11 protein-coding genes and 1 riboswitch are annotated in these 19,910 nt (G+C 42.8%); all 11 genes read left to right on the forward strand.

Features of this window, described 5'->3' with window-relative positions; genetic code table 11:
- Positions 1-17: 17 nt before the first annotated feature.
- The 11 genes from truA (at position 18) to A3GI_RS0105985 (ending at position 19,905) form a co-directional block, all read left to right on the forward strand.
- Positions 18-770, forward strand: a complete 753-nt coding sequence (gene truA / locus A3GI_RS0105930) for a tRNA pseudouridine(38-40) synthase TruA (protein ID WP_018360552.1) — start codon at positions 18-20, stop codon at positions 768-770.
- 190 nt (positions 771-960) lie between these two features.
- Positions 961-1,173: riboswitch (cobalamin riboswitch) on the forward strand.
- Between the two features lie 276 nt (positions 1,174-1,449).
- Positions 1,450-3,837 carry a TonB-dependent receptor gene (locus A3GI_RS0105940; protein WP_036869832.1) on the forward strand — a complete coding sequence of 796 codons (2,388 nt, stop codon included), beginning with the start codon at positions 1,450-1,452 and terminating at the stop codon, positions 3,835-3,837.
- A 16-nt stretch (positions 3,838-3,853) separates the two neighbouring features.
- Positions 3,854-5,110, forward strand: a complete 1,257-nt coding sequence (locus tag A3GI_RS0105945; protein ID WP_018360555.1) for a hypothetical protein — start codon at positions 3,854-3,856, stop codon at positions 5,108-5,110.
- Positions 5,111-5,158: 48 nt separating this feature from the next.
- Positions 5,159-6,619 (forward strand): PepSY domain-containing protein, encoded by a 1,461-nt coding sequence (locus A3GI_RS0105950; RefSeq protein WP_025079421.1) that lies wholly within the window; start codon positions 5,159-5,161, stop codon positions 6,617-6,619.
- 162 nt (positions 6,620-6,781) lie between these two features.
- A complete protein-coding gene (locus A3GI_RS0105955; protein ID WP_018360557.1) occupies positions 6,782-8,641 on the forward strand; it encodes a 2-oxoacid:acceptor oxidoreductase subunit alpha in 1,860 nt (619 codons plus the stop codon).
- Between the two features lie 3 nt (positions 8,642-8,644).
- Positions 8,645-9,670 carry a 2-oxoacid:ferredoxin oxidoreductase subunit beta gene (locus tag A3GI_RS0105960; protein ID WP_018360558.1) on the forward strand — a complete coding sequence of 342 codons (1,026 nt, stop codon included), beginning with the start codon at positions 8,645-8,647 and terminating at the stop codon, positions 9,668-9,670.
- A 280-nt stretch (positions 9,671-9,950) separates the two neighbouring features.
- Entirely contained in the window at positions 9,951-11,534 is a 1,584-nt protein-coding gene (locus A3GI_RS0105965; RefSeq protein WP_162151351.1) for a BACON domain-containing protein, read from the forward strand.
- Positions 11,535-11,644: 110 nt separating this feature from the next.
- Entirely contained in the window at positions 11,645-17,359 is a 5,715-nt protein-coding gene (locus A3GI_RS0105970; protein ID WP_026215971.1) for an alpha-2-macroglobulin family protein, read from the forward strand.
- A 170-nt stretch (positions 17,360-17,529) separates the two neighbouring features.
- Positions 17,530-18,939 (forward strand): C1 family peptidase, encoded by a 1,410-nt coding sequence (locus tag A3GI_RS0105975; RefSeq protein WP_018360561.1) that lies wholly within the window; start codon positions 17,530-17,532, stop codon positions 18,937-18,939.
- Between the two features lie 15 nt (positions 18,940-18,954).
- A complete protein-coding gene (gene xseB / locus A3GI_RS0105980; protein WP_018360562.1) occupies positions 18,955-19,197 on the forward strand; it encodes an exodeoxyribonuclease VII small subunit in 243 nt (80 codons plus the stop codon).
- A gap of 9 nt (positions 19,198-19,206) precedes the next feature.
- Positions 19,207-19,905, forward strand: coding sequence for a 2-C-methyl-D-erythritol 4-phosphate cytidylyltransferase (locus tag A3GI_RS0105985; protein ID WP_018360563.1), 699 nt, complete (start codon positions 19,207-19,209; stop codon positions 19,903-19,905).
- The last annotated feature ends 5 nt before the right edge of the window (positions 19,906-19,910 follow it).

Below are 19,910 nucleotides of genomic sequence, written 5' to 3' on the forward strand. Positions count from 1 at the left end.
ACAGTATCTGATCGGGTATGCGTTATTTTATCTATCTCAGTTACGACGGAACCGACTACAGCGGTTGGCAAACACAGCCTAATGCCGTTACGGTGCAGGAGGTTATAGAAAAAGCCCTTTCGTTGATGTTGAGACAGCCGGTAGCCATTGTTGGAGCCGGACGAACGGATGCCGGCGTGCATGCCCGTTCGATGGTGGCACATGTCGATTTGCCCTTGTCTCCCGATGAAATACAACCGCTGTTGCAACGGTTAAACGGATATTTACCACCCGATATCGCCATTCATTGTTTTAAGCCTGTAACAGATGAAGCGCATGCACGATTCGATGCTTTGTGGCGAACTTATCATTATTACATTTCCGAAGCCAAAGATCCGTTTGATTATCGCTTTTCTTTGCGTACACATGCTCCTCTGGATTTTGAATTGATGAACAGGGCTGCCGCTTTGCTTCTGGAGCATGAGGATTTTACCAGTTTCAGCAAAATGCACACGGATGTGAAGACCAATCTCTGCAAAGTGAAAGATGCAAGATGGATTTGGCATCAGGAGGAAGGCAAGGGCTGCTTTTCGATTTCTGCCAATCGTTTTTTACGCGGAATGGTACGGGCTATAGTGGGAACATTACTGCCATTGGGTCGTGGGAAACTGTCTATCGAACAGTTTGAGTACATTATCAAAGCGCAGGATCGCTCATTGGCCGGTTCGGCTGCTCCTCCGCAGGGGTTGTTTATGGAGCACATCGAGTATCCCCAAAGTATATTTTTGTAAATAATCCTGCTGCTTATTCTCCTAATCCGAATAAAGCCGCTTAACTCTTATATGAGAGATGGCTTTGGGGAAGTCAATCTTTTTATGCCTTTAGAGATACTGTCTTCCGGTGGTTTTTTATGGAAGAGAATTTCTGTTTCTGCAAAATGTTTTTCAGATACTCATTTGTAGGAAACTACCAAATAATGAGTATCTTTGTCACCGTTAAGGTTCCCAGGTAACAAACTGTTGCTAAGGATTAAAAGGGAATGCCGTGCAAGTCGGCAACAGTTCCCGCTGCTGTAAGGTTGACGACCTCTTGTGAGAGGCTTGTTAGTATCGATCTTTTGCCACTATTTCCGGAGGGAATGGGAAGGCAGATACGTAACCGAGTCAGAAGACCTGCCTTAACAGTAAATATTAAGTGTAATCTACGGAGAATAGAAGCTTAACTGATTTATTCTATGACTACTCCGTCTAAATAGGACCAGATTATGTGCCCCGTGAAAAAACAGGGTTTTCGTTTTTTATGTTTCTTGCCTTCGTTATCGGCCTTAAGGTTTGTGATGAAAGAGGGGAAATTAGATATCAAAAGCACATTTTTATCTTTTGTCGGAGGTTTTTCTTTGTATAAGATAAACGGTCTCATAACTTATCGTATTCCCCGGTCTGCTTCTTGGTGGCCAAATATTCTTTAGACATGTTTGCCAAGAGTCTGTTTTATCGAGTATTCCTGATATCCCTGTTGGTCTTTAACCTGACACCGGTAATCGCTTTATCGCAACAGGCTGCGGTAAAACTGTCCGGACGTATCACTGATAACAAAGGAAGGGGTCTTGAGGGAGCTACTATCGGGGTATTGAATACGACCATCGGTACTCACAGTGACGCTAAAGGCTTCTATACGCTTACATTGGCTCCCGGCCGGTACGATATAGCTGTCATGTATGGGGGGTATAAAACCAATATGGCAAAGGTGGTGCTGAAATCCGGACACAATCAAACTAAAAATTTCTCCTTAAAGTTGATGGAACATGATCTGGATGCAATACATGTCTATGGCAAGGGAGTCGGCAGTCGAATTAAGGAGGCGGGATTTTCGATGAATGTGCTGGAGGTCAAACCGTTGGTTAACAGCGCTATTGACCTGAGTCGTATTGTAGATCGCTCTACCGGTGTAAATATACGCCGATCGGGAGGTGTCGGTTCGGAAATGGATTTGACGATTAACGGTTTGGGAGGAAATGCTGTTCGTTATTTCTTGGATGGTATACCCATTTCTTCAATGGGCAGTGGTGTTACACTGCAAAATCTCCCCGTCAATATCGTCGAACGTATCGAAATACACAAAGGTGTTGTTCCTGCCGAGTTACTCACGGATGCTTTGGGTGGGGCGGTAAATATCATCACGAAGAAAGATAATCGCAATTATTTGGATGCAACATACGGCATCGCTTCTTTCGGATCGCATCAGATCAATTTTAACGGTCAGTACGTAGTTCCCAAAACATCCTTTTTTATCCGTCCTACCATTGCTTATCAGTATAGCAAGAATGATTACATAATGCGTGGCGTACGTTTGTGGAATGCACAGAAAGAGATTTTTGAAAATAAGGATATACGTCGTTTCCATGACCGCTATTCTTCTCTTGTCGGTCAACTGGATTTCGGTGTACGCAATCTTCGTTGGGCCGATGTTTTCATGATTTCGCTTTCCGGTAACAGGATAGATGATGAGCTGCAAACGGGTAGAACGCAGGCGTTTGTGTATGGTAAAGGCGAGACGAAAGACAAGGGTTCGCAAGTTGCCCTGAACTATCAGAAGAGAAACTTTTTGGTAGATAACCTGTTTGCCGAAATATATGCTTCGTTTACTCGTGATAATTCTACGCTTATTGATACCGCCTATCGTAAATATGCCTGGGACGGTACATTTACGGAAACTCACAAGAGCGAGGTGGGCGGTAGAGGCAAATCCATTCGACAGACTGAAAGACCCAAGAGCATTGTTCGATTAAAACTTTCCTATCCGTTTATGCCCGGACATGTGTTGAATTTGAATTATCGTTTTTCCGGTTTGAGTAATAAACGCAGCGATGATATCGATGAGGGGTTCGTGCCGAGTAACGATCGCTTGGACCGGCATATTTCCTCTTTATCTTATACACAATTGCTTTTCGATGGTAAATTGAGCAATAATTTTTTTGCCAAGTCTTACTACAGTAAAATGTGGGTGGAGCAAAAAGATCTGCCTTGGATCACCAAATCCGATGATTGGGCAGGAGAGGGGAGTACGCATAATTTCGGCTATGGTTTTGCTACACGTTATGCTTTTAATCCCGGGATTGCTGTCAAACTTTCTTATGAACATGCTTTACGTCTTCCTTCCGCACGCGAGCTGTTGGGTAATGCTTCCACCGTATATCCTAATTTTGCTCTGAAGCCTGAGAGTAGTCACAATCTCAATATGGGTGCTTATGGTAATATTGTTTTTGATAATGTGCACAGGTTATCTTATGAAGGTACCTTTTTTATGCGCGATGTAAAGGACTATATCCGTCTTGTTATATCGGAAACCGAGGGTTTGGCACAATACGGGAATGAATCCAGTGTCCGTGTGTTTGGCGGTGAGGGTGAGGTGGCTTATTCCTATAAAAACCGTGCCGATGCTTCTTTTAACATCAGTTATATCGATGAGCGTAGCCGCGATAAATATTATCCCGATGGCTCTCTGCGAATTACGTATAATAACCGGATGCCCAATCGTCCCTGGTTGGTGATGAACGGTAATGCCGGAGTTCGATTTCATGACCTGATATTTCCGAGGTCGGAACTGCGGCTGAACTATGATTTGCATTATGTGCATTGGTTTTACCTTACATGGGCCGGTTATGGCACGCTCAAGGAGAAAGGGAAAATACCTACGCAATGGATGCACAGTGCAGGTGTAACGTATAGTCTTTGCGACGGCCGTTATAATGTGTCGATAGGGGTAGATAATTTATTTGACAGTATCCTTTATGACAATTATAAGCTGCAAAAGCCGGGGCGTTCGCTTAGCTGTAAATTAAGATTGTTTTTATATTAAATTTAATTAGACGAAAATGAAAGTTTTGAAATTATTCACTTTGGGTTTACTTCTGTTGGGTTTATTTTCATGTAACTGTGATAAGGACGAAGACGGGAAAGACCCTATTCTGGACAATAAGTCGCATTATGATGTTTGGGTATCCATAGGTGGAACCGGTGGTATGGGCAGTAGTCATTCGCAATTGGTGGCCGGAGTACCCACTCTGCTTGAAGGCGATGTCGATTTTATCAACAAAGGTACGGATGTAACGGCCAAACTCAATATGGAAACGATTGTTAAAGGACGTTATTACTACCAGATCAACAAGGAGGACAATTTCGGTAAGTATGAAATTGTCGATGGTACCATTAAAGTTGTAAAAGAGTTTCCGTATTCGAGATTTGCACAGCGTAAATACTGTTTTGCCTGGATAGATAGCAAAACGTTGTTATTGATGGGGGCCAGCGGAGACAAGAAGAGTGTTTTGTGGTCGAAGATAGATACGGAAACGATGAAAGAAACAGAGCATGGTACTATTGAGGGTTTGCCTGCTCCGAAAGGAAAAGAGGAATATACCACTTCCGGTCTTTTGGCTTATCGTAAAGCAGACAATAAGTTGATCTACACGTTTGCTTTCAATAAGATGAAAAAAGAAGACAGGAAATTTTTCCATGCGGCTTTTATCAACCCTTCTGATATGAAAGTAGAAGCGGTGGTCAAAGAAGAACGTGCTGACAAAATGGCCGGTACGGCTTACGGTGAATTGTTGCAGAGCAAATCTTTCTTCGATGAAAAGGGCGATTATTATCTGGCCTGCGTTATTGTATTGCCTCACCCTAAGAGTTCAACTATTCAGCACAGTAAAATCCTGCGTATCAAAGCCGGCGAAAAAGATTTTGACAAAACATATGAAGGTTTCAATATGCCTACCGGCAAACTGGTCACAATTGAGAATTTAGGGAAAGGCAAAGCTTTGCTTTATATTCAGGACCCTGCTTATTTAGGTTTGGGAGATGAGATGAATCCTGCCATTTGGGGAAATAATTATAACTGCTATTATGCTGTTTTGGATATTCCCACCAATAAGGTTACAGACCTGAAATTGCCTGCAAGTTCAGGAACGTTCTCTCAGCGTTCGTTTGTGAAAAACGGTAAGGCTTTTATCGGTGTAAACCCTGAAAAGTCTCAACCGGTGGTTTACTACTACGACGTTGTGACCGGTAAACTTACTCCGGGGTTGAAGATTAAAATGGGGTACTCTTTTGACCGTATTGTTCCCATTGAAATCTGATACATAAAAACTTCAATAATTCAATAAATGTCAACTCTTCGGCACATTATGCAAGTTCTGCACCGGGTTATCGGTGTTATAGCCGGCATATTGTTAACGATATGGTTTATATCCGGTTTGGTACTGATTTATAAACCTTTTCCTGCAGCAACGGAGAAAGAGCAAATTGCTCATTCGGCCATGTTGGATCCTTCGGACTTGCAGCCGATGGATTCCGTTTGGCAAATTGCCACCGGATTATCGGGGAAAGTCCAAGCTGCATGGATGGTTAATGAGTTCGGGCGGAATACGTGGCATATAAAGAGCGAAGACAGAGACATAAAACGGATAAGTTCCGGCGATATTTCGACTGAATCGGTAACAGCCGAAGATTGTGATTTTGTGGCCAGGCAGTGGTGCGATGCGCCTGTAGTGCGCATCGACACCTTGCAGCGCCGTGACCAGTGGACCATGTACACCCGTTACCTGAATAATCTGCCGATGTTGCTATACCGCTTTGGCGATAAATCGAAGACATGGGTGTATCTGGATTCCAAAACGGCACAGGTGGTTCAGCAAAGTACCCGCGCCGAAAGGATTTGGTCGTGGTTCGGCTCCATTCCGCATAAGTTCTATTTCCGTCCTCTCCGGGAGCATACGCAGACTTGGATAAGCGTATTGAGCATTTGTGCCGCTTTAGCGGCTTTGGATATTCTGCTCGGATTCGTTCTGGGAGTTCGTCTATTGGTTATACGGCGTAGGCGAACAGGTCGATGGGGTAGTCCTTATCATCGAAAAAGTTATTACTGGCATCATGTGCTGGGCTTGATTTTCGGTATTTTTCTTTTTACCTGGGCTTTCAGTGGAGCTGTAGCTTTACAGAAAATACCCGACTGGGTTGTCGGAGGTAAAAATTCTATGCGCATATCTGCCGATAAAATATATGGCCGGTCTTTTCATTTAGCGGACTATAAACTCGATTACAGAGATTTATTTACTCATTATAATAATATTAAAAGAATCGATTGGCTGCATGTGGCGGAAACTCCTTTCTATAAGGTAACCACGGCAGACAGTACCTATTTTGTGAATGCTTCTGCTGTTGAAAAACCGAAGCCTCTGAATATCAGCAAACAGCAATGGACGAAAGTGGTGAAACGCATACGTGGTACGGATGTGCCGATAAGCGTGAAACTATTGGAGGACTACGATCGTTATTATTTGTCTGCATTCGGCGCATTGCCTTTGCCGGTATATCGTTTTGAGGTTGAAGACGGCAACGGCAGTCTCTATTATTTTAATCCCACAAATGGCGATTACAGGTATCTCAACCAGAAGAGGAAGGTCAAACGCTGGATCTTCAGCGAACTGCATTTCTTGCAGTATAAACTGTTGATTAAATATCCGGCTGTATGGACAATCGTCATCTGGTTTCTTGTTTTGGGTTGTATCGTCGCTTCATTAACGGGTGTTTGGTTATCTTTTGTTTATCTCAAACGTTCGGTAAAAAAATATCGAAAGAAGAAATGATCAAAGAAAAAACATAGGATTCGGAAGTCCGATTGATAATCTTAAACATACATCTTGTTTATTGATGTTTTGAACAAATCGGACTGAACAATTTTCGGGCGATTTAATTATTTAATTAACCTTGCTGTTTTTATGGCAAAAGTTTCATCTAATACAAATTTTATGGCTGAACAACAATCTGTTAAGACACTGAAAGATGTGGTAATTCGTTTTTCCGGAGACTCCGGAGACGGAATGCAGTTAACAGGAACCATCTTTTCAGACCTGAGTGCCATGTACGGTAACTCCATTTCTACTTTCCCGGACTTTCCGGCAGAAATTCGTGCTCCGCAGGGAACACTTAGCGGTGTGTCGGGCTTCCAAGTCCATATCGGTACCAAACGGGTACATACTCCCGGAGATAAAGCCGATGTGCTGGTGGCTATGAATCCTGCTGCATTGAAGGTAAACATGAAAAACCTCAAGCCCGATTCGATTATTATTTTCGACTCGGACTCTATTACGGAGGGGGATTTGAAAAAGGCCGAGTTTACCACTTTCGACCCTATTAAGGAGTTGGGTTTTTCTACCCAAAAAGTGTTGAAGGCTCCTATTTCTTCTATGGTAAAGGACGGATTGGCCGAATTAGGTATCGATAGCAAAGCTGCTCTTCGTACCAAGAATATGTTTGCTCTGGGGCTGCTTTGCTGGCTGTTGGACAGACCTTTGGCGCATGCAGAAGAATTTATTGAAAACAAATTCAGCAAGAAACCGGAAATACGGGATGCCAATATCAAGGTATTGCATGATGGTTTTAATTTTGGAGCAAATACTCATGCTTCGGTGTCTACTTATCGTGTGGTAGGAGCCGAACAGGAGCCGGGTTATTATGTGGATATCAATGGAAATAAGGCTACGGCCTACGGTCTTGTGGCTGCATCCGAGCGCTCTGGTCTTCCTCTGTTTTTGGGTAGTTATCCGATTACACCGGCCACCGATATTCTTCATGAGTTGGCCAAACTTAAATATTTAGGTGTAAAGACAGTGCAGGCTGAGGACGAGATTGCCGGTATTACCACTTCTATCGGAGCTTCATTTGCGGGAAATCTGGCTGCTACTTCCACTTCAGGGCCCGGTCTGGCTCTAAAGAGCGAAGCTATTGGTTTGGCCATTATGGCAGAGCTTCCTTTGGTTGTTATCGATGTACAGCGCGGCGGTCCGTCTACCGGTTTGCCCACAAAGACTGAGCAAACGGACTTGTTGCAGGCCCTTTATGGCCATAATGGAGAGTCTCCTCTGCCTGTCCTTTCTGCCAAAACCCCTGCTCACTGCTTCGAAGCTGCTTACTGGGCTGCCAAGATAGCCGTGGAATACATGACTCCGGTTATTCTTTTAACAGATACATTTGTTGCCAACGGCTCTACGGCCTGGCGTATTCCTGAGAAAAAAGATTTCCCCGGTATTGAGCCTAATTTTGTTCAAAAACATTTTGAGCAAAAGCCGGAAGGCTGGTGTGCCTTTACAAGAGACAGTCGCAATGTGCGTTATTGGGCTATTCCGGGAACACCCGAATATATGCACCGTTTGGGTGGTTTGGAAAAGAATCCCAAAACGGGAGCTATCAGTACCAATCCGGATGACCACCAGTTTATGGTCGATGCCCGTCAGACAAAAGTCAATAGAGTGGCCGATATTATTCCCGACCTTGAATTGGAGGGTGATGTCGATGCTGATCTTTTGGTTGTGGGATGGGGCGGAACTTACGGTCACCTTCACGACGCAACCGAAACATTGCGCGAGCAGGGTCATAAGGTTGCTCATGCTCATTTCAGTTTTATTTACCCGATGCCCCGTAATGCCAAAGAATTGTTAAGCAAATATTCCAAGGTGGTTGTGGCAGAGCAGAACAACGGACAGTTGGCCAAGTTCCTGCGTGGCCAGATCGATGGCTTTGTGCCTTATCAATACAACCGGGTAACCGGACAGCCGTTCTCTGTGAATGAATTAGTAGAAGCATTTACCGAAATCCTAAACAAGAAGTAGACCATGAGCACAGAACAATTAAAATATCAATTCAAAGACTATAAAAGCAGCCAGCAAGTTCGCTGGTGTCCCGGATGTGGAGATCATGCTGTTTTGGCAACATTGCATAAAGCCATGGCCGAGTTGGGCGTTGCCCCTCATGATACAGCCGTAATTTCCGGTATCGGTTGCTCTTCACGTTTGCCATACTATATGAATACTTATGGATTTCACACCATTCATGGTCGTGGAGCTGCCATAGCAACGGGGGTAAAGGTTGCAAATCCAGAACTGACGGTATGGCTTGCTACCGGAGACGGTGACAGTATGGCTATTGGGGGTAATCACTTTATTCATGCTTTGCGTAGAAATGTGGATATTAATATGGTCTTGTTCAATAACCGTATTTATGGTCTTACCAAAGGCCAGTATTCACCCACATCTGCCCGTGGTTTCGTTTCTAAAAGCTCACCTTACGGTACGGTGGAAGATCCGTTTGTTCCTGCAGAACTTGTGCTCGGCGCACGCGGAAATTTCTTTGCTCGCAGTTTGGATGTAGAAATGAAGGTTTTGCAAAAATGTATGGTCGATGCAGCCAAACATAAAGGAGCGGCTGTAGTTGAAGTACTGGTTAACTGTGTGATTTTCAATAATGGTATTCACCAGGGTATTTCGGCTAAGGAGATTCGTGAGGAGCGCACAATTACGCTTGAGCATGGCAAACCGATGATTTTCGGTAAAGGTTTTTCTAAGGGTATTGTCATGGAGAAAGGCCGTCTTAAGGCCGTTACTTTGGGTGAAGGATATTCGATGGATGACGTGCTCGTACATGATGCACATACCAAAGACCGCTCTCTTCACTATCTGTTGGCCATGATGGGAACCGAAGAAAATGATAGTCTGCCTCTGGCAATGGGCGTTATCCGTGATGTAGAAGCTCCGACTTATGATTGGTCTGTAGCTGATCAGATTGAAACCGTTAAGCGTAAAAATTCGGTTCGCACATTGCATGACCTGCTGATGCAAGGCTCTGTATGGGAGGTTAAGTAGCCCCTTTTACGATGTTTTTACAGGAGAGGTTGCCATTTTTTGAGCAACCTCTCTTTTTATCCCTGACTGCAGTAAAAAGACTTCAGGCAGATATTTTTGGGAGGTTGAGAAAGACAAGAAACCATCGGTAAAATAATTTAATCTTTTATCTTTGTTTGCAAACCTCTATACATAGATATTTTTATTTGATATGTCAGCAAAACATTTTTTTTCCATATACATTTTTCTGTTTGCATTATTTCTTTGCCTGCCGACAGTAAGTTGCTCCAAAAAAGATCATGTGGATTATTTGGATGTAGATGTGGAGTCGTTCGATTTTCCGCATAATGGAGGACAGAGACAATTCAGTATTCAGGCAAGCTCGGACTGGGCTATAGATATCACGGAAAACTGGTGTACCACCAATCTTCGAAAAGGCAGTACTAATAACACCGTTTTGGTTACAGTAGAAGCCAACAAAACGGACGATGTCCGTACGGCTCAAATACATATTCGTTGCGGTGGAAGCAGAAGGACAATAAAAGTATCTCAAGGTGCCATCAAACTGTCCGCAACACCACGGAATTTAACAGCAAAGGCCGCCGGAGAAAATTTGAAACTGAAAATAAATACGGATACCCGTTGGTGGATTAATATACCGGTAAATTTTCAGGAATGGATTTCCGTAACACCTCAAGATGGGAAAAGCAGCACGGAGATAACCGTTGCCATAAAACCGAATAAAGGATATGTGCGCCAGGGATTTCTGTATGTCAATACGGAAAGCAAGAGTGTTGAAATCGAAATCAATCAAGCATCCGATATTCCTTCTATTCCCGATGGAGAAATCAAGGTGCTGAAAACAAACACAAAGGGAAAATATCCGAATGAAATCATAATCGTAGGCGATGGCTTTTCTGCTCGAGATTGTGTGCCCGGGGGGATTTTTGAGCACAATGTTCAAGAGGCTATGGAAGCATTTATGGACATAGAACCATATAAATCGTATCAGGAGTATTTCAAATTCACCAGACTGACCCTTTATTCCGAAGATTCGGGTATAAGCGAAAAGGATAAGCATAAGATCAAAAAAACGATTTTCAATACAGAATTTTACGATGAATCGGCGATACGCATTTCCGGCGATAATGCAGATAATGCAGTCCGGTTGATTGCACAAAAACTCAATCGATCTCGTCAACAACTCAGAAATACTTCTATTATTCTTATCTGTAATATCGATCGATACGGAGGCGTTTGTTATTTGTACAGCGATGGGGTTACGGTTGCACTCTGTCCTACAAGCCGAGATAAAAAACATAGAGGAGCCGACTTTGCCAGTTTAATTCATCACGAGGCCGGGGGGCATGGCTTTGGATGGCTGTGCGACGAGTACGTCAATAATCAGGGTCTTACTTTGCCGGAAAAGAACAAACAGGAGTTCCAAACTTGGGAAAAATTCGGTTTTTATTCCAATGTCGATGTGACAGGAAATAAACAAAAGGCAAAATGGTCGCATTTCTATAATCTTCCGGGTTATAGTGTGCAGTACATTGAAGGAGCAAACTGTTATAGTTATGGAGCGTGGAGACCGGAACAGAATAGTGTAATGATAGATAACAGACCTTACTACAATGCCCCGAGCCGGGAAAGCATTGTGAAGATCCTTTTACGAAAGGCTGCAGGTGTACGTATCAGCGATTATGAGTATGTCAATGGTGCCTATATAAAGAAACCGATACAGAACGATCCTTTTAATTTCGATGAATTCGTAAAGAAAGATGTTATTAAGAGTGAACCGGCGACAATGCGTTCGATGATAGATGTTCGTCCTTTTAAGGAAACCCGTTCTCCTGTGTTTATTCAGGTAAACCCTTTACTTTAAAAGCTAACTTTTATAACCAAACTAAAGAGTTGCTCCGTCCATGGGCAACTCTTTTCTGTTTTTTAGAAAACTATTGATTACCTTTTATGCAAACATAAAAATGCAGGGCTATGAATAAGAAGTATTGCAGAGTCGTTTCGCTCCTGATGATTGTCGGGTTGCTTTTTATCTCTTTCAACTCTTTCGCACAAAAGAAAACAAATCAGGCAAAAGATATGGTAAATATATTATCCAGCCAATTGGACAAATTGGAAAAAGAGTATCCCCGCAAGCCGGCAAGCCTCATTGAAGTTGCTAATAAACTGGAAACGGAAGCTCGCAAAGCACGACGTTTTGCGCCTATGATACGTGGAATAAAGGTGTCGACAATCAATGAAGAATATTTAGATCCTCTAAAAATAGAGGGAAAATTTACACGCTTGTACGAGGCTGCACAACTTCCTTGGGTAACCGAAAAAGAAAAAGTACTGGCTAAAATTCTGTTGCTGTCTTATTATGCCGAAGCTTATAGAGTTAGTAGCTATTCTCGTGGGCGTATGCCGTTGGTGACAATCGGAGAACCGGTTAATGAAATCGTCCCTAAACAATGGACATCGCAACAATATCTGCAAAGAATTTGCGATTTATACGATGATATTGTAAAAAATAAGAGGTTGTTGCTTTCTACGATAGAAAAAGAAGAAAGAAATCTTTTCTTTGAAAAATTGTCCCATAAGCTTTTAGGTATATTGTTTTTGGAGACTCTTGAATACCGGGAGTATGCTTTGGAAAATCTCCAAAGCGAAACAGGTTCATATATGTTGAGAAATCGTTGGGAAGAGACTTTTAAGTATATGATGGAAGCCTTAAAAACGTCTGAGGACTATATAGACTTGCAACTCCTTAGAGTAAAATTCAATAAAAGATCTTCCTGGAGGAGCGATGATGAAATCATTGATGAATTGACGATTGCTTACAACCGTTTTCAAAAAAAGGAAGCCGTATTGCCTTTAGCTGAAGAATTGATTAGAACATTAGTTAAAAAAAGTCAGAAGGCTAAAGCCTTGGAAATTATTGAGGAAGTGTTGACACAGTTTTCATACAAAGGAAAAAATCAACTCTCTGCTTTTTATAATGCCAAAGAGACTATTCTTCACAGCTATTTTATTATAAACTATAATGGTGAGATACGTCCGAATGAAGATTTACAGGTAAATCTCGAATATTGTAATATACAAAAGGCAGAAATAGAACTTTATCGGTTGAAAAAAACTTCATTCCTTGACCTTATCATACTTTACCGGGGAGATACCGATTACAAAAAATACCTTTCCGGAGAAAAACCTGATGTAACCTTTTCACTGCCAATTGTAAATAAAGCAGATTACGAAAGCGTTTCAGACTCCATTGCGATAAAAAGTCCTGTGGAAAAAGGCACTTATATTATCAGATTGGGATACACCGATATTCAGAATAAGAAACAGGAAAGATTTGACGTTTTGCAAGTATCTGATGCAATGGCTTTGACGTTAACAGAAATTAACGGTTGTAAAATACATTGGTTGAATTCGACCACCGGACAGCCATTAACTCAAAAGACAATCGATATTGGCACCTTAAAAAGGTCGGGTTGGGAGCAAAAAACACCCAAATTTGATTTTCCCGAAAAACTTAAAACAGACCGGTATGGATTGATTCCTGCAAATCGGGAAGGAGAGTTGCATTTATATTTGGATGCCAAAACCGACAACCTTTATGTTTCCGATTATTTTAATTTTTTTGACCCGGGAACTCTCAATTCGGAAAAAAGAGAAACAAAAACACGTGTTTTCACTGATCGTAGCATTTATCGTCCCGGGCAAAAAGTTTTCTTTAGCGGTATTGTCTACAATATAGGTTATAATCCTGAAGCCGGGAAAGTTTTAACCGGAGAAAAAGTCACGGTAAAAGCTACGGATGCTAATGGAGAAGTTTTTTATAAAGAAGACTTTTCTTCTGATAAGTATGGCGTATTCGAGGGTTCTTTTGAGATACCTGCCGACAGGCTTTTGGGAAGATACCGTATAACGGCAGAGGTGCGGAATTTGTATTATAGCGATTGTTATATTCATGTGGAGGAGTATAAAAGGCCTTCTTTTGAAGTATTGCTTGTCCCTCTTAAAGAACCTTATAAAATAGGCGGTAAAACCCAAGTGAATGGATCCGCTAAAAAACTTAGCGGATTTCCCATTCAGGGGGCAACAGTCAATTATACTGTTACCGCCCGAAAGATAAATTGGGGATGGCGATACTATTTTTATAATGACTCACCGGAAATAGTGCTGGCATCCGGAACTCTGAAAACCTCTTCAGAAGGATTATTTGAAATCCCGGTTCAGTTTACAAATATAGACCATCGGGTTTCTTTAGAAGATCAGAAAGATCAGTATACTTATTATAAATATAAAGTTGAAGCCGTGGTTACGGATCTCTCCGGTGAAACGCATGAAGAGACCACCGAGATGTTCATTGGAGCCATACCTGTGAAGATGGAAATCGACATGAACGAGTATATCAGCAAAGAGTCTCCCCGTAAGCCATGGGCTGTTCTTCTCAAGAATAATCAGGACCGGCCTGTAGATGGAAAAATTTCTTATACCATAAAACGTTGGGGTGCAGATGAGGTTGTCTTGAAAGGGAGAGCTGATGCCAATAAGAACATTGTAACTTCAAAGGAATTGAGCTCTTTGCCTTCCGGAAAATATCGTGTTGAGGCTGCATATCGTTTACCGGAAGGTGAAAAGGTCGAGGCCGCAAAAGAGTTTTTTGTTTTTTCGCCTAATGATTCCGAAATACCGAGCCCGGAACCGCTTTGGGCAACCGCAGAAAAGGAAAAATATAAGGATAATCAAAAAGCGGTATTGCTTTGGGGAACAAGTTTGCCCGGCAAGCAGGTTTTTTATCGCATTTTCTATGTGAACGGTACTTATAAAGACGGTTCTTTAACTCCGGAGGCGGGAAAAATGAATCGACTTGAATTGCCGGCTCCTACTCGTCAGTTTGAAGAGCAATACCGGAAAGTGCTGATTTATCTTGTGGATAATAAAAAAGTATATGAAAAAAGTGTAAAGTTCAGTCGCGAATTTCCGGTAAAAGAGATGGATTTGCAATGGCAGTCTTTCCGGAATAAATTACTCACCGGAAAAGAAGAAACATGGCAGTTGAAAATCCTCATGCCAAACGGAAAACCTGCGACTCATGCCAATTTGGCTTCATGGATGACCGATGCATCATTAGATATGATCATCGAGAGGAACACAGATAATATTTTGCAAACTTATTTGGAGGAGCCGGAATATTACTGCAGGCTTAGAAACATAACATCGGATAAACGTTATATCTATGCTCAAGAAAATGAGATTTATTTGGAGCCTTTTGAAGGAGGAACTTTTTTAAAAGAGGAAATCGCAGTGGCAATGAAAACCTCTTCTGTCAAGATGCGAAGTAAAGGTATCGTTGGAACAGAAGAGGATGCTGCAGATTTAAAAGAGGATGCAGTGTCTGTTCGTAAGAATTTTGACGAATTAGCTTACTTCAAACCTCGTATGCATACCGATAACAAAGGTGAAGTCTCCTGGTCTTTCACGCTTCCGGAAAGCCTTACAAGATGGCGTGTAGAACTTTTTGCCCATACACCGGAGTTGTTTTCCGCAACAAAACAAGATTTTGTGGAGGCTTACAAAGAGTTTATGATAGAGCCGAATATCCCTCGTTTTATTCGTTTCGGAGACCGGGGTGTTATCGGCGGTTCCGTTCGCAATATGAGTAAGCAGACGGTGAAAGGGTCGATTAAACTGGAACTTTTCGATCTGAACACCGACTCCATATTCCACAAACAGACACAGGACTTCAGTGTCGAAGCCGGTAGTTCCCTTCCCTTTGCTTTGACTCTGGAAGCAATTGCAGGGTATGAAGCTATTGGTGTCAGAGTGATGGCTCAAAGTAAAAAATTCAGCGATGGAGAACAGCATGTACTTACGCAACTGCCTGCATCGGTAATGGTAACCGAAACGGTTCCGTTCAGATTGGATGAAGAAAAAACGGAGGTTGTCGATCTGCAGAAATTATTTCCTGCAGGCCAACCGAAACAGGGACGATTAACTGTGGAAGCTGTGGGAAATCCTCTTTTTCTTGCCATGCAACAACTTCCGATTATGGCGGCCGATCAAAGTATGAGTGCCATATCTCTGGCATCAGCTCTTTATAGTATCAATATTGCGACTTATCTGACCGATCAACCGGGTGTTAAACAATGGATCGCAGACCGTCGTAAAGCCTTGGGTAAAGTGGTGGATACAAGTGCTTTGAAAAGAAATGATGCATTAAAACAACAGACATCGCAGCAAACTCCCTGGTTGCATGTTGCCGACAGTGAAGAGGCTCGAATGCGCGCTTTTCTCGACTTCATGCAAAGACCGCAGGCAAGCCGGATCAAAGTTCTTGAAAATAAATTGGCAGAGCTGCAAAGCTCCGATGGCAATTGGAGATGGTTCCCCGGTATGGAGCCTAACGCTTATCTGACATCATATATTATGACTCTTCTGGTACGTCAGAAACAGTTTATTCAATTGTTCAAGCCCGGCAGAGAGTTTCAAATAATGTATGAAAAAGGGTGGCGAGCTTTGGATAGAATGGCTGTTAATAAGAAAACCGAACTTGAGAAAGAGCTAAAAAAGAATCCGAAAATAAAACCGTATTTGCCTTACGGAACTCTGAATTGGTTATATCTTATAGCCATGGATAGTAGCCGTCCTGCAAGCACACAAGACCGGTATGAAAGCACAAAGGGGTATTTCCTGAAAATACTGACCGATAATATTGCGAAACTGTCTCTTTACGAAATGCCCGAAGCAGCTATTATCTTTTATCGTATGGGTAGAAAGGATTTGGCGGATAAATTGACAGAGAGCCTTATTCAGCACCTTACAACGGATCAGGAACAGGGGGCATTCTTTGCCATGTTGCATACGGGCGAATACTGGTGGACGGACAGAACGTTTTCCACTCATACGGGAACCATAGAGCTTTTGAATATGATGAGAAAACATCCTAAGGTCGTGGCTCAAATGCAACGATGGCTTTTGGCTCAAAAACGTACCACGCAATGGGCTTCCACAATAGCTACGGCAGATGCCGTATATGCTTTGTTGAGCAGTGAAGACCGTGTAGAGAAGTTGCAACCCGATAAATTGGAAATTCGTATGCCGCTGGTCAATGGCACTCTTACCGCCAGAGGTGAGGTCGTCAATCATACTGTTCCTTTGAATAAAGTGCCGGAAAAATCGAAGTTGACCCTTTCCCATAGCCGTAAGTCTCCTGTTTGGGGCGGAGTCTTTGCCTCTTATGAAATGCCTTTGGACAAAGTACAAAGCTCCGGCAAAGATATTACTGTACGGAAAGAACTTTATATCCCTACAGTGAAAGATGGCCGGGAGAAACTGGAGCGTCTGAGCGAAGGGATGATGTTGAAGCCGGGACAAAAAATTGTTACTGTGATTTTTCTGGGATTGAATCGTAGTATGGACTTTGTTTCTCTGCATGATATGAGACCTGCATGTCTGGAGCCGGTTACGCAAATCAGCGGTTATCAATGGGGAGCCGGAACCGGATATTACTGTGAAATCCGTGACAATGAAACGCGCTTCTTTTTCAACCATCTGACAAGGGGTGAATACAGACTTCAATACGAACAGGTGGTTGTACGTACGGGGACTTATCAAAATGGTATTGCTACGGCTCAAAGTGCTTATGCTCCCGAGTATTCCGGTCATACAAAAGCATCGCAAGCACTGAAAGTTCAAGAATAGCCTGTCTCAACGTTTTGTAAGTGTGAAGAGCTTGCCCGGTCGTACAGTTCGGGTAAGCTTTTTTATCGATAGATTTTAACTACATTTACAGTTAATATCATTTAAATAAACGAGGTGTATTTTTCATAATACACCTGCTAATTCAAATACTAATAACCTCAGCTACTACAATGAACAAAAAGATCTTGTTTGGTTTTGCTTTTTTGAGCATTAGTGTCATGGGAACTGATTTGTCTGCACAAACTGCACAGGGAGGCATCAGTCCGGAAATACTCAAAGAAATTGAAGCTTCTTATCGAAACACACCTACGGAAAAAGCATTGCGTAATGCTATCATCAATAACAATATGAGCAGTCTGGTCCTGGATGCAAACAAGTTTAGCGGTATAGATCAGGATTTTACATACCGTGTAAGTACGAAAGGTATCAGTAATCAACTTAGCAGCGGTCGTTGCTGGCTCTTTACCGGGCTGAACGTACTGCGCAGCCGTATGATTACGGACTATGGGCTGGGAGCTTTCTTCTTTTCGCACAATTACAATTTCTTTTGGGATCAGATGGAAAAAGCCAACCTTTTTCTTCAGGGCATTATCGATACCCGGCAAAAACCTATGGATGATAAGATGGTAGAATGGCTGTTCAAGAACCCCATCGGAGACGGCGGACAGTTTACCGGTGTTTCCGACAATCTTTATAAATACGGATTGGTGCCCGCAGACGTGATGCCTGAAACATATTCCAGTAACAACACCGGACAAATGAACAAGATTCTATCTCGCTTATTGCGTCAAGCCGGTATCAGAATGCGTGCTGCTGCCGAAAAAGGGGTATCCGAAAAAGAATTGATGCAACAGAAAACAGCTTGTTTGAAAGATGTTTATCGCGTTTTGGTTATGAATTTAGGTATTCCGCCCAAGACTTTTACTTATAGTTTGCGTGATGCCAAAGGCAATATTGTCAGTACGGAAACCTATACGCCTCAAAGTTTCTATAACAAGTTTATCGGCCGGGATATGCGCAACGAATACGTGATGCTGATGAACGACCCTTCCCGTCCGTATAACAAACTTTACGAAATCGACTATGACAGGCATAGCTACGACGGAAAAAACTGGACTTATGTAAATTTGCCGATGGAGGAGATCAAGCAAATGGCGATTGCTTCTCTCAAAGACAGTACGATGATGTATTATTCGTGCGACGTAGGCAAAGAACTTGACCGTAAAAAAGGTTATCTTGATTTGGAGAACTTCGACTATAACTCGCTTCTTGGTATCGATCTCAATATGAACAAGAAAGAGCGTATTGCTACGTTCGATAGCGGTTCCACTCATGCCATGACTTTGGTTGCAGTGGATCTGGATCAAAAAGGGAAACCGACAAAATGGATGGTAGAGAACAGCTGGGGTGAAACGAACGGCTTCAACGGTCACTTGATCATGACAGATCGCTGGTTCGATGCCTACACTTTCCGTCTTGTTATCGATAAGCGTTATGTTACTCCGAAGGTTAAGGCCTTATTGAAGACCGAACCGGTAAGATTGCCGGCATGGGATCCGATGTTCTCTGCCGAAAATTAATCCCATTGTATTTTTATGAGTAAAAACAGAACCTATAATGAAGCTTCCGCACGGTTGGAAGAGATCGTGGCCATTATCGAACATAACAACCCTGATGTAGATGAGTTGACACGCTTGGTGGAAGAAGCGGTGGAACTGGTGGCTTTCTGCCGCAATAAACTGACCGGGACGGATAAACAGTTGGAAACATTGATGGCGCGTTTGGATGAGAGTAATGGCAAATCTTTTGTTTCCGGGAAAAGTGAAAGCGACGATTAAATTTTTTTCATGAATAGTAACGACAGCAGTAAACCCCTGCGCTATGCCATTGTCGTGGCAGGGGGCAGGGGTTCCCGCATGGGATCGGACATACCCAAACAGTTTCTTCTGTTAGGAAAGGAACCGGTATTGATGCATACTCTGCGCAAGTGGTATGCTTTATGCGAAAAGTGCGTGTTGGTATTGCCCAAAGATCAGCAGCAAGTCTGGAAAGAGCTGTGTGCCGAATATCGGTTTGATGTACCTCACCGGATTGCAGACGGAGGAGAAACCAGATTTCATTCGGTCCGGAGCGGATTGCTGGCTTTGGAGGTTGATAGCGGTCTGGTGGCAATACATGACGGTGTTCGTCCTTTGGTTAGCACGGAAACAATCGAAAGATGTTTCGAAGCAGCTGAAGCAGATGGTGCGGCTGTTCCTGTCATGCCGCTTATAGAGAGTTTGAGAAAACTGAATAAGGACGGAAGCAGCCGGGCTGTACCACGCAGTGAATATGTCATGGTACAGACACCGCAAACATTTGATCTGGCTTTAATTCGCCGGGCTTACGAACAGCCGTATCGAACAGAATTTACCGATGATGCTTCTGTCTATGAAGCGGCATATCCCGGCCGATACCCTGCTACCGTGGCCGGAAATCAAGAAAATATCAAGCTGACCGATCCTGTCGATATGGAAATAGCTCGATTATTGTTGGAAAGAAGATAGGAAGA

This window comes from Porphyromonas macacae DSM 20710 = JCM 13914 (assembly GCF_000379945.1).
In the GTDB taxonomy this organism is placed as follows: domain Bacteria; phylum Bacteroidota; class Bacteroidia; order Bacteroidales; family Porphyromonadaceae; genus Porphyromonas; species Porphyromonas macacae.

Excerpts from the sequence above, each read along its gene's own strand:
- truA (WP_018360552.1), top strand. The coding sequence starts at position 18 with ATGCGTTATTTTATCTATCTCAGTTACGACGGAACCGACTACAGCGGT.
- A3GI_RS0105940 (WP_036869832.1), top strand. The coding sequence starts at position 1,450 with ATGTTTGCCAAGAGTCTGTTTTATCGAGTATTCCTGATATCCCTGTTG.
- A3GI_RS0105945 (WP_018360555.1), top strand. The coding sequence starts at position 3,854 with ATGAAAGTTTTGAAATTATTCACTTTGGGTTTACTTCTGTTGGGTTTA.
- A3GI_RS0105950 (WP_025079421.1), top strand. The coding sequence starts at position 5,159 with ATGCAAGTTCTGCACCGGGTTATCGGTGTTATAGCCGGCATATTGTTA.
- A3GI_RS0105955 (WP_018360557.1), top strand. The coding sequence starts at position 6,782 with ATGGCTGAACAACAATCTGTTAAGACACTGAAAGATGTGGTAATTCGT.
- A3GI_RS0105960 (WP_018360558.1), top strand. The coding sequence starts at position 8,645 with ATGAGCACAGAACAATTAAAATATCAATTCAAAGACTATAAAAGCAGC.
- A3GI_RS0105970 (WP_026215971.1), top strand. The coding sequence starts at position 11,645 with ATGAATAAGAAGTATTGCAGAGTCGTTTCGCTCCTGATGATTGTCGGG.
- A3GI_RS0105975 (WP_018360561.1), top strand. The coding sequence starts at position 17,530 with ATGAACAAAAAGATCTTGTTTGGTTTTGCTTTTTTGAGCATTAGTGTC.
- xseB (WP_018360562.1), top strand. The coding sequence starts at position 18,955 with ATGAGTAAAAACAGAACCTATAATGAAGCTTCCGCACGGTTGGAAGAG.
- A3GI_RS0105985 (WP_018360563.1), top strand. The coding sequence starts at position 19,207 with ATGAATAGTAACGACAGCAGTAAACCCCTGCGCTATGCCATTGTCGTG.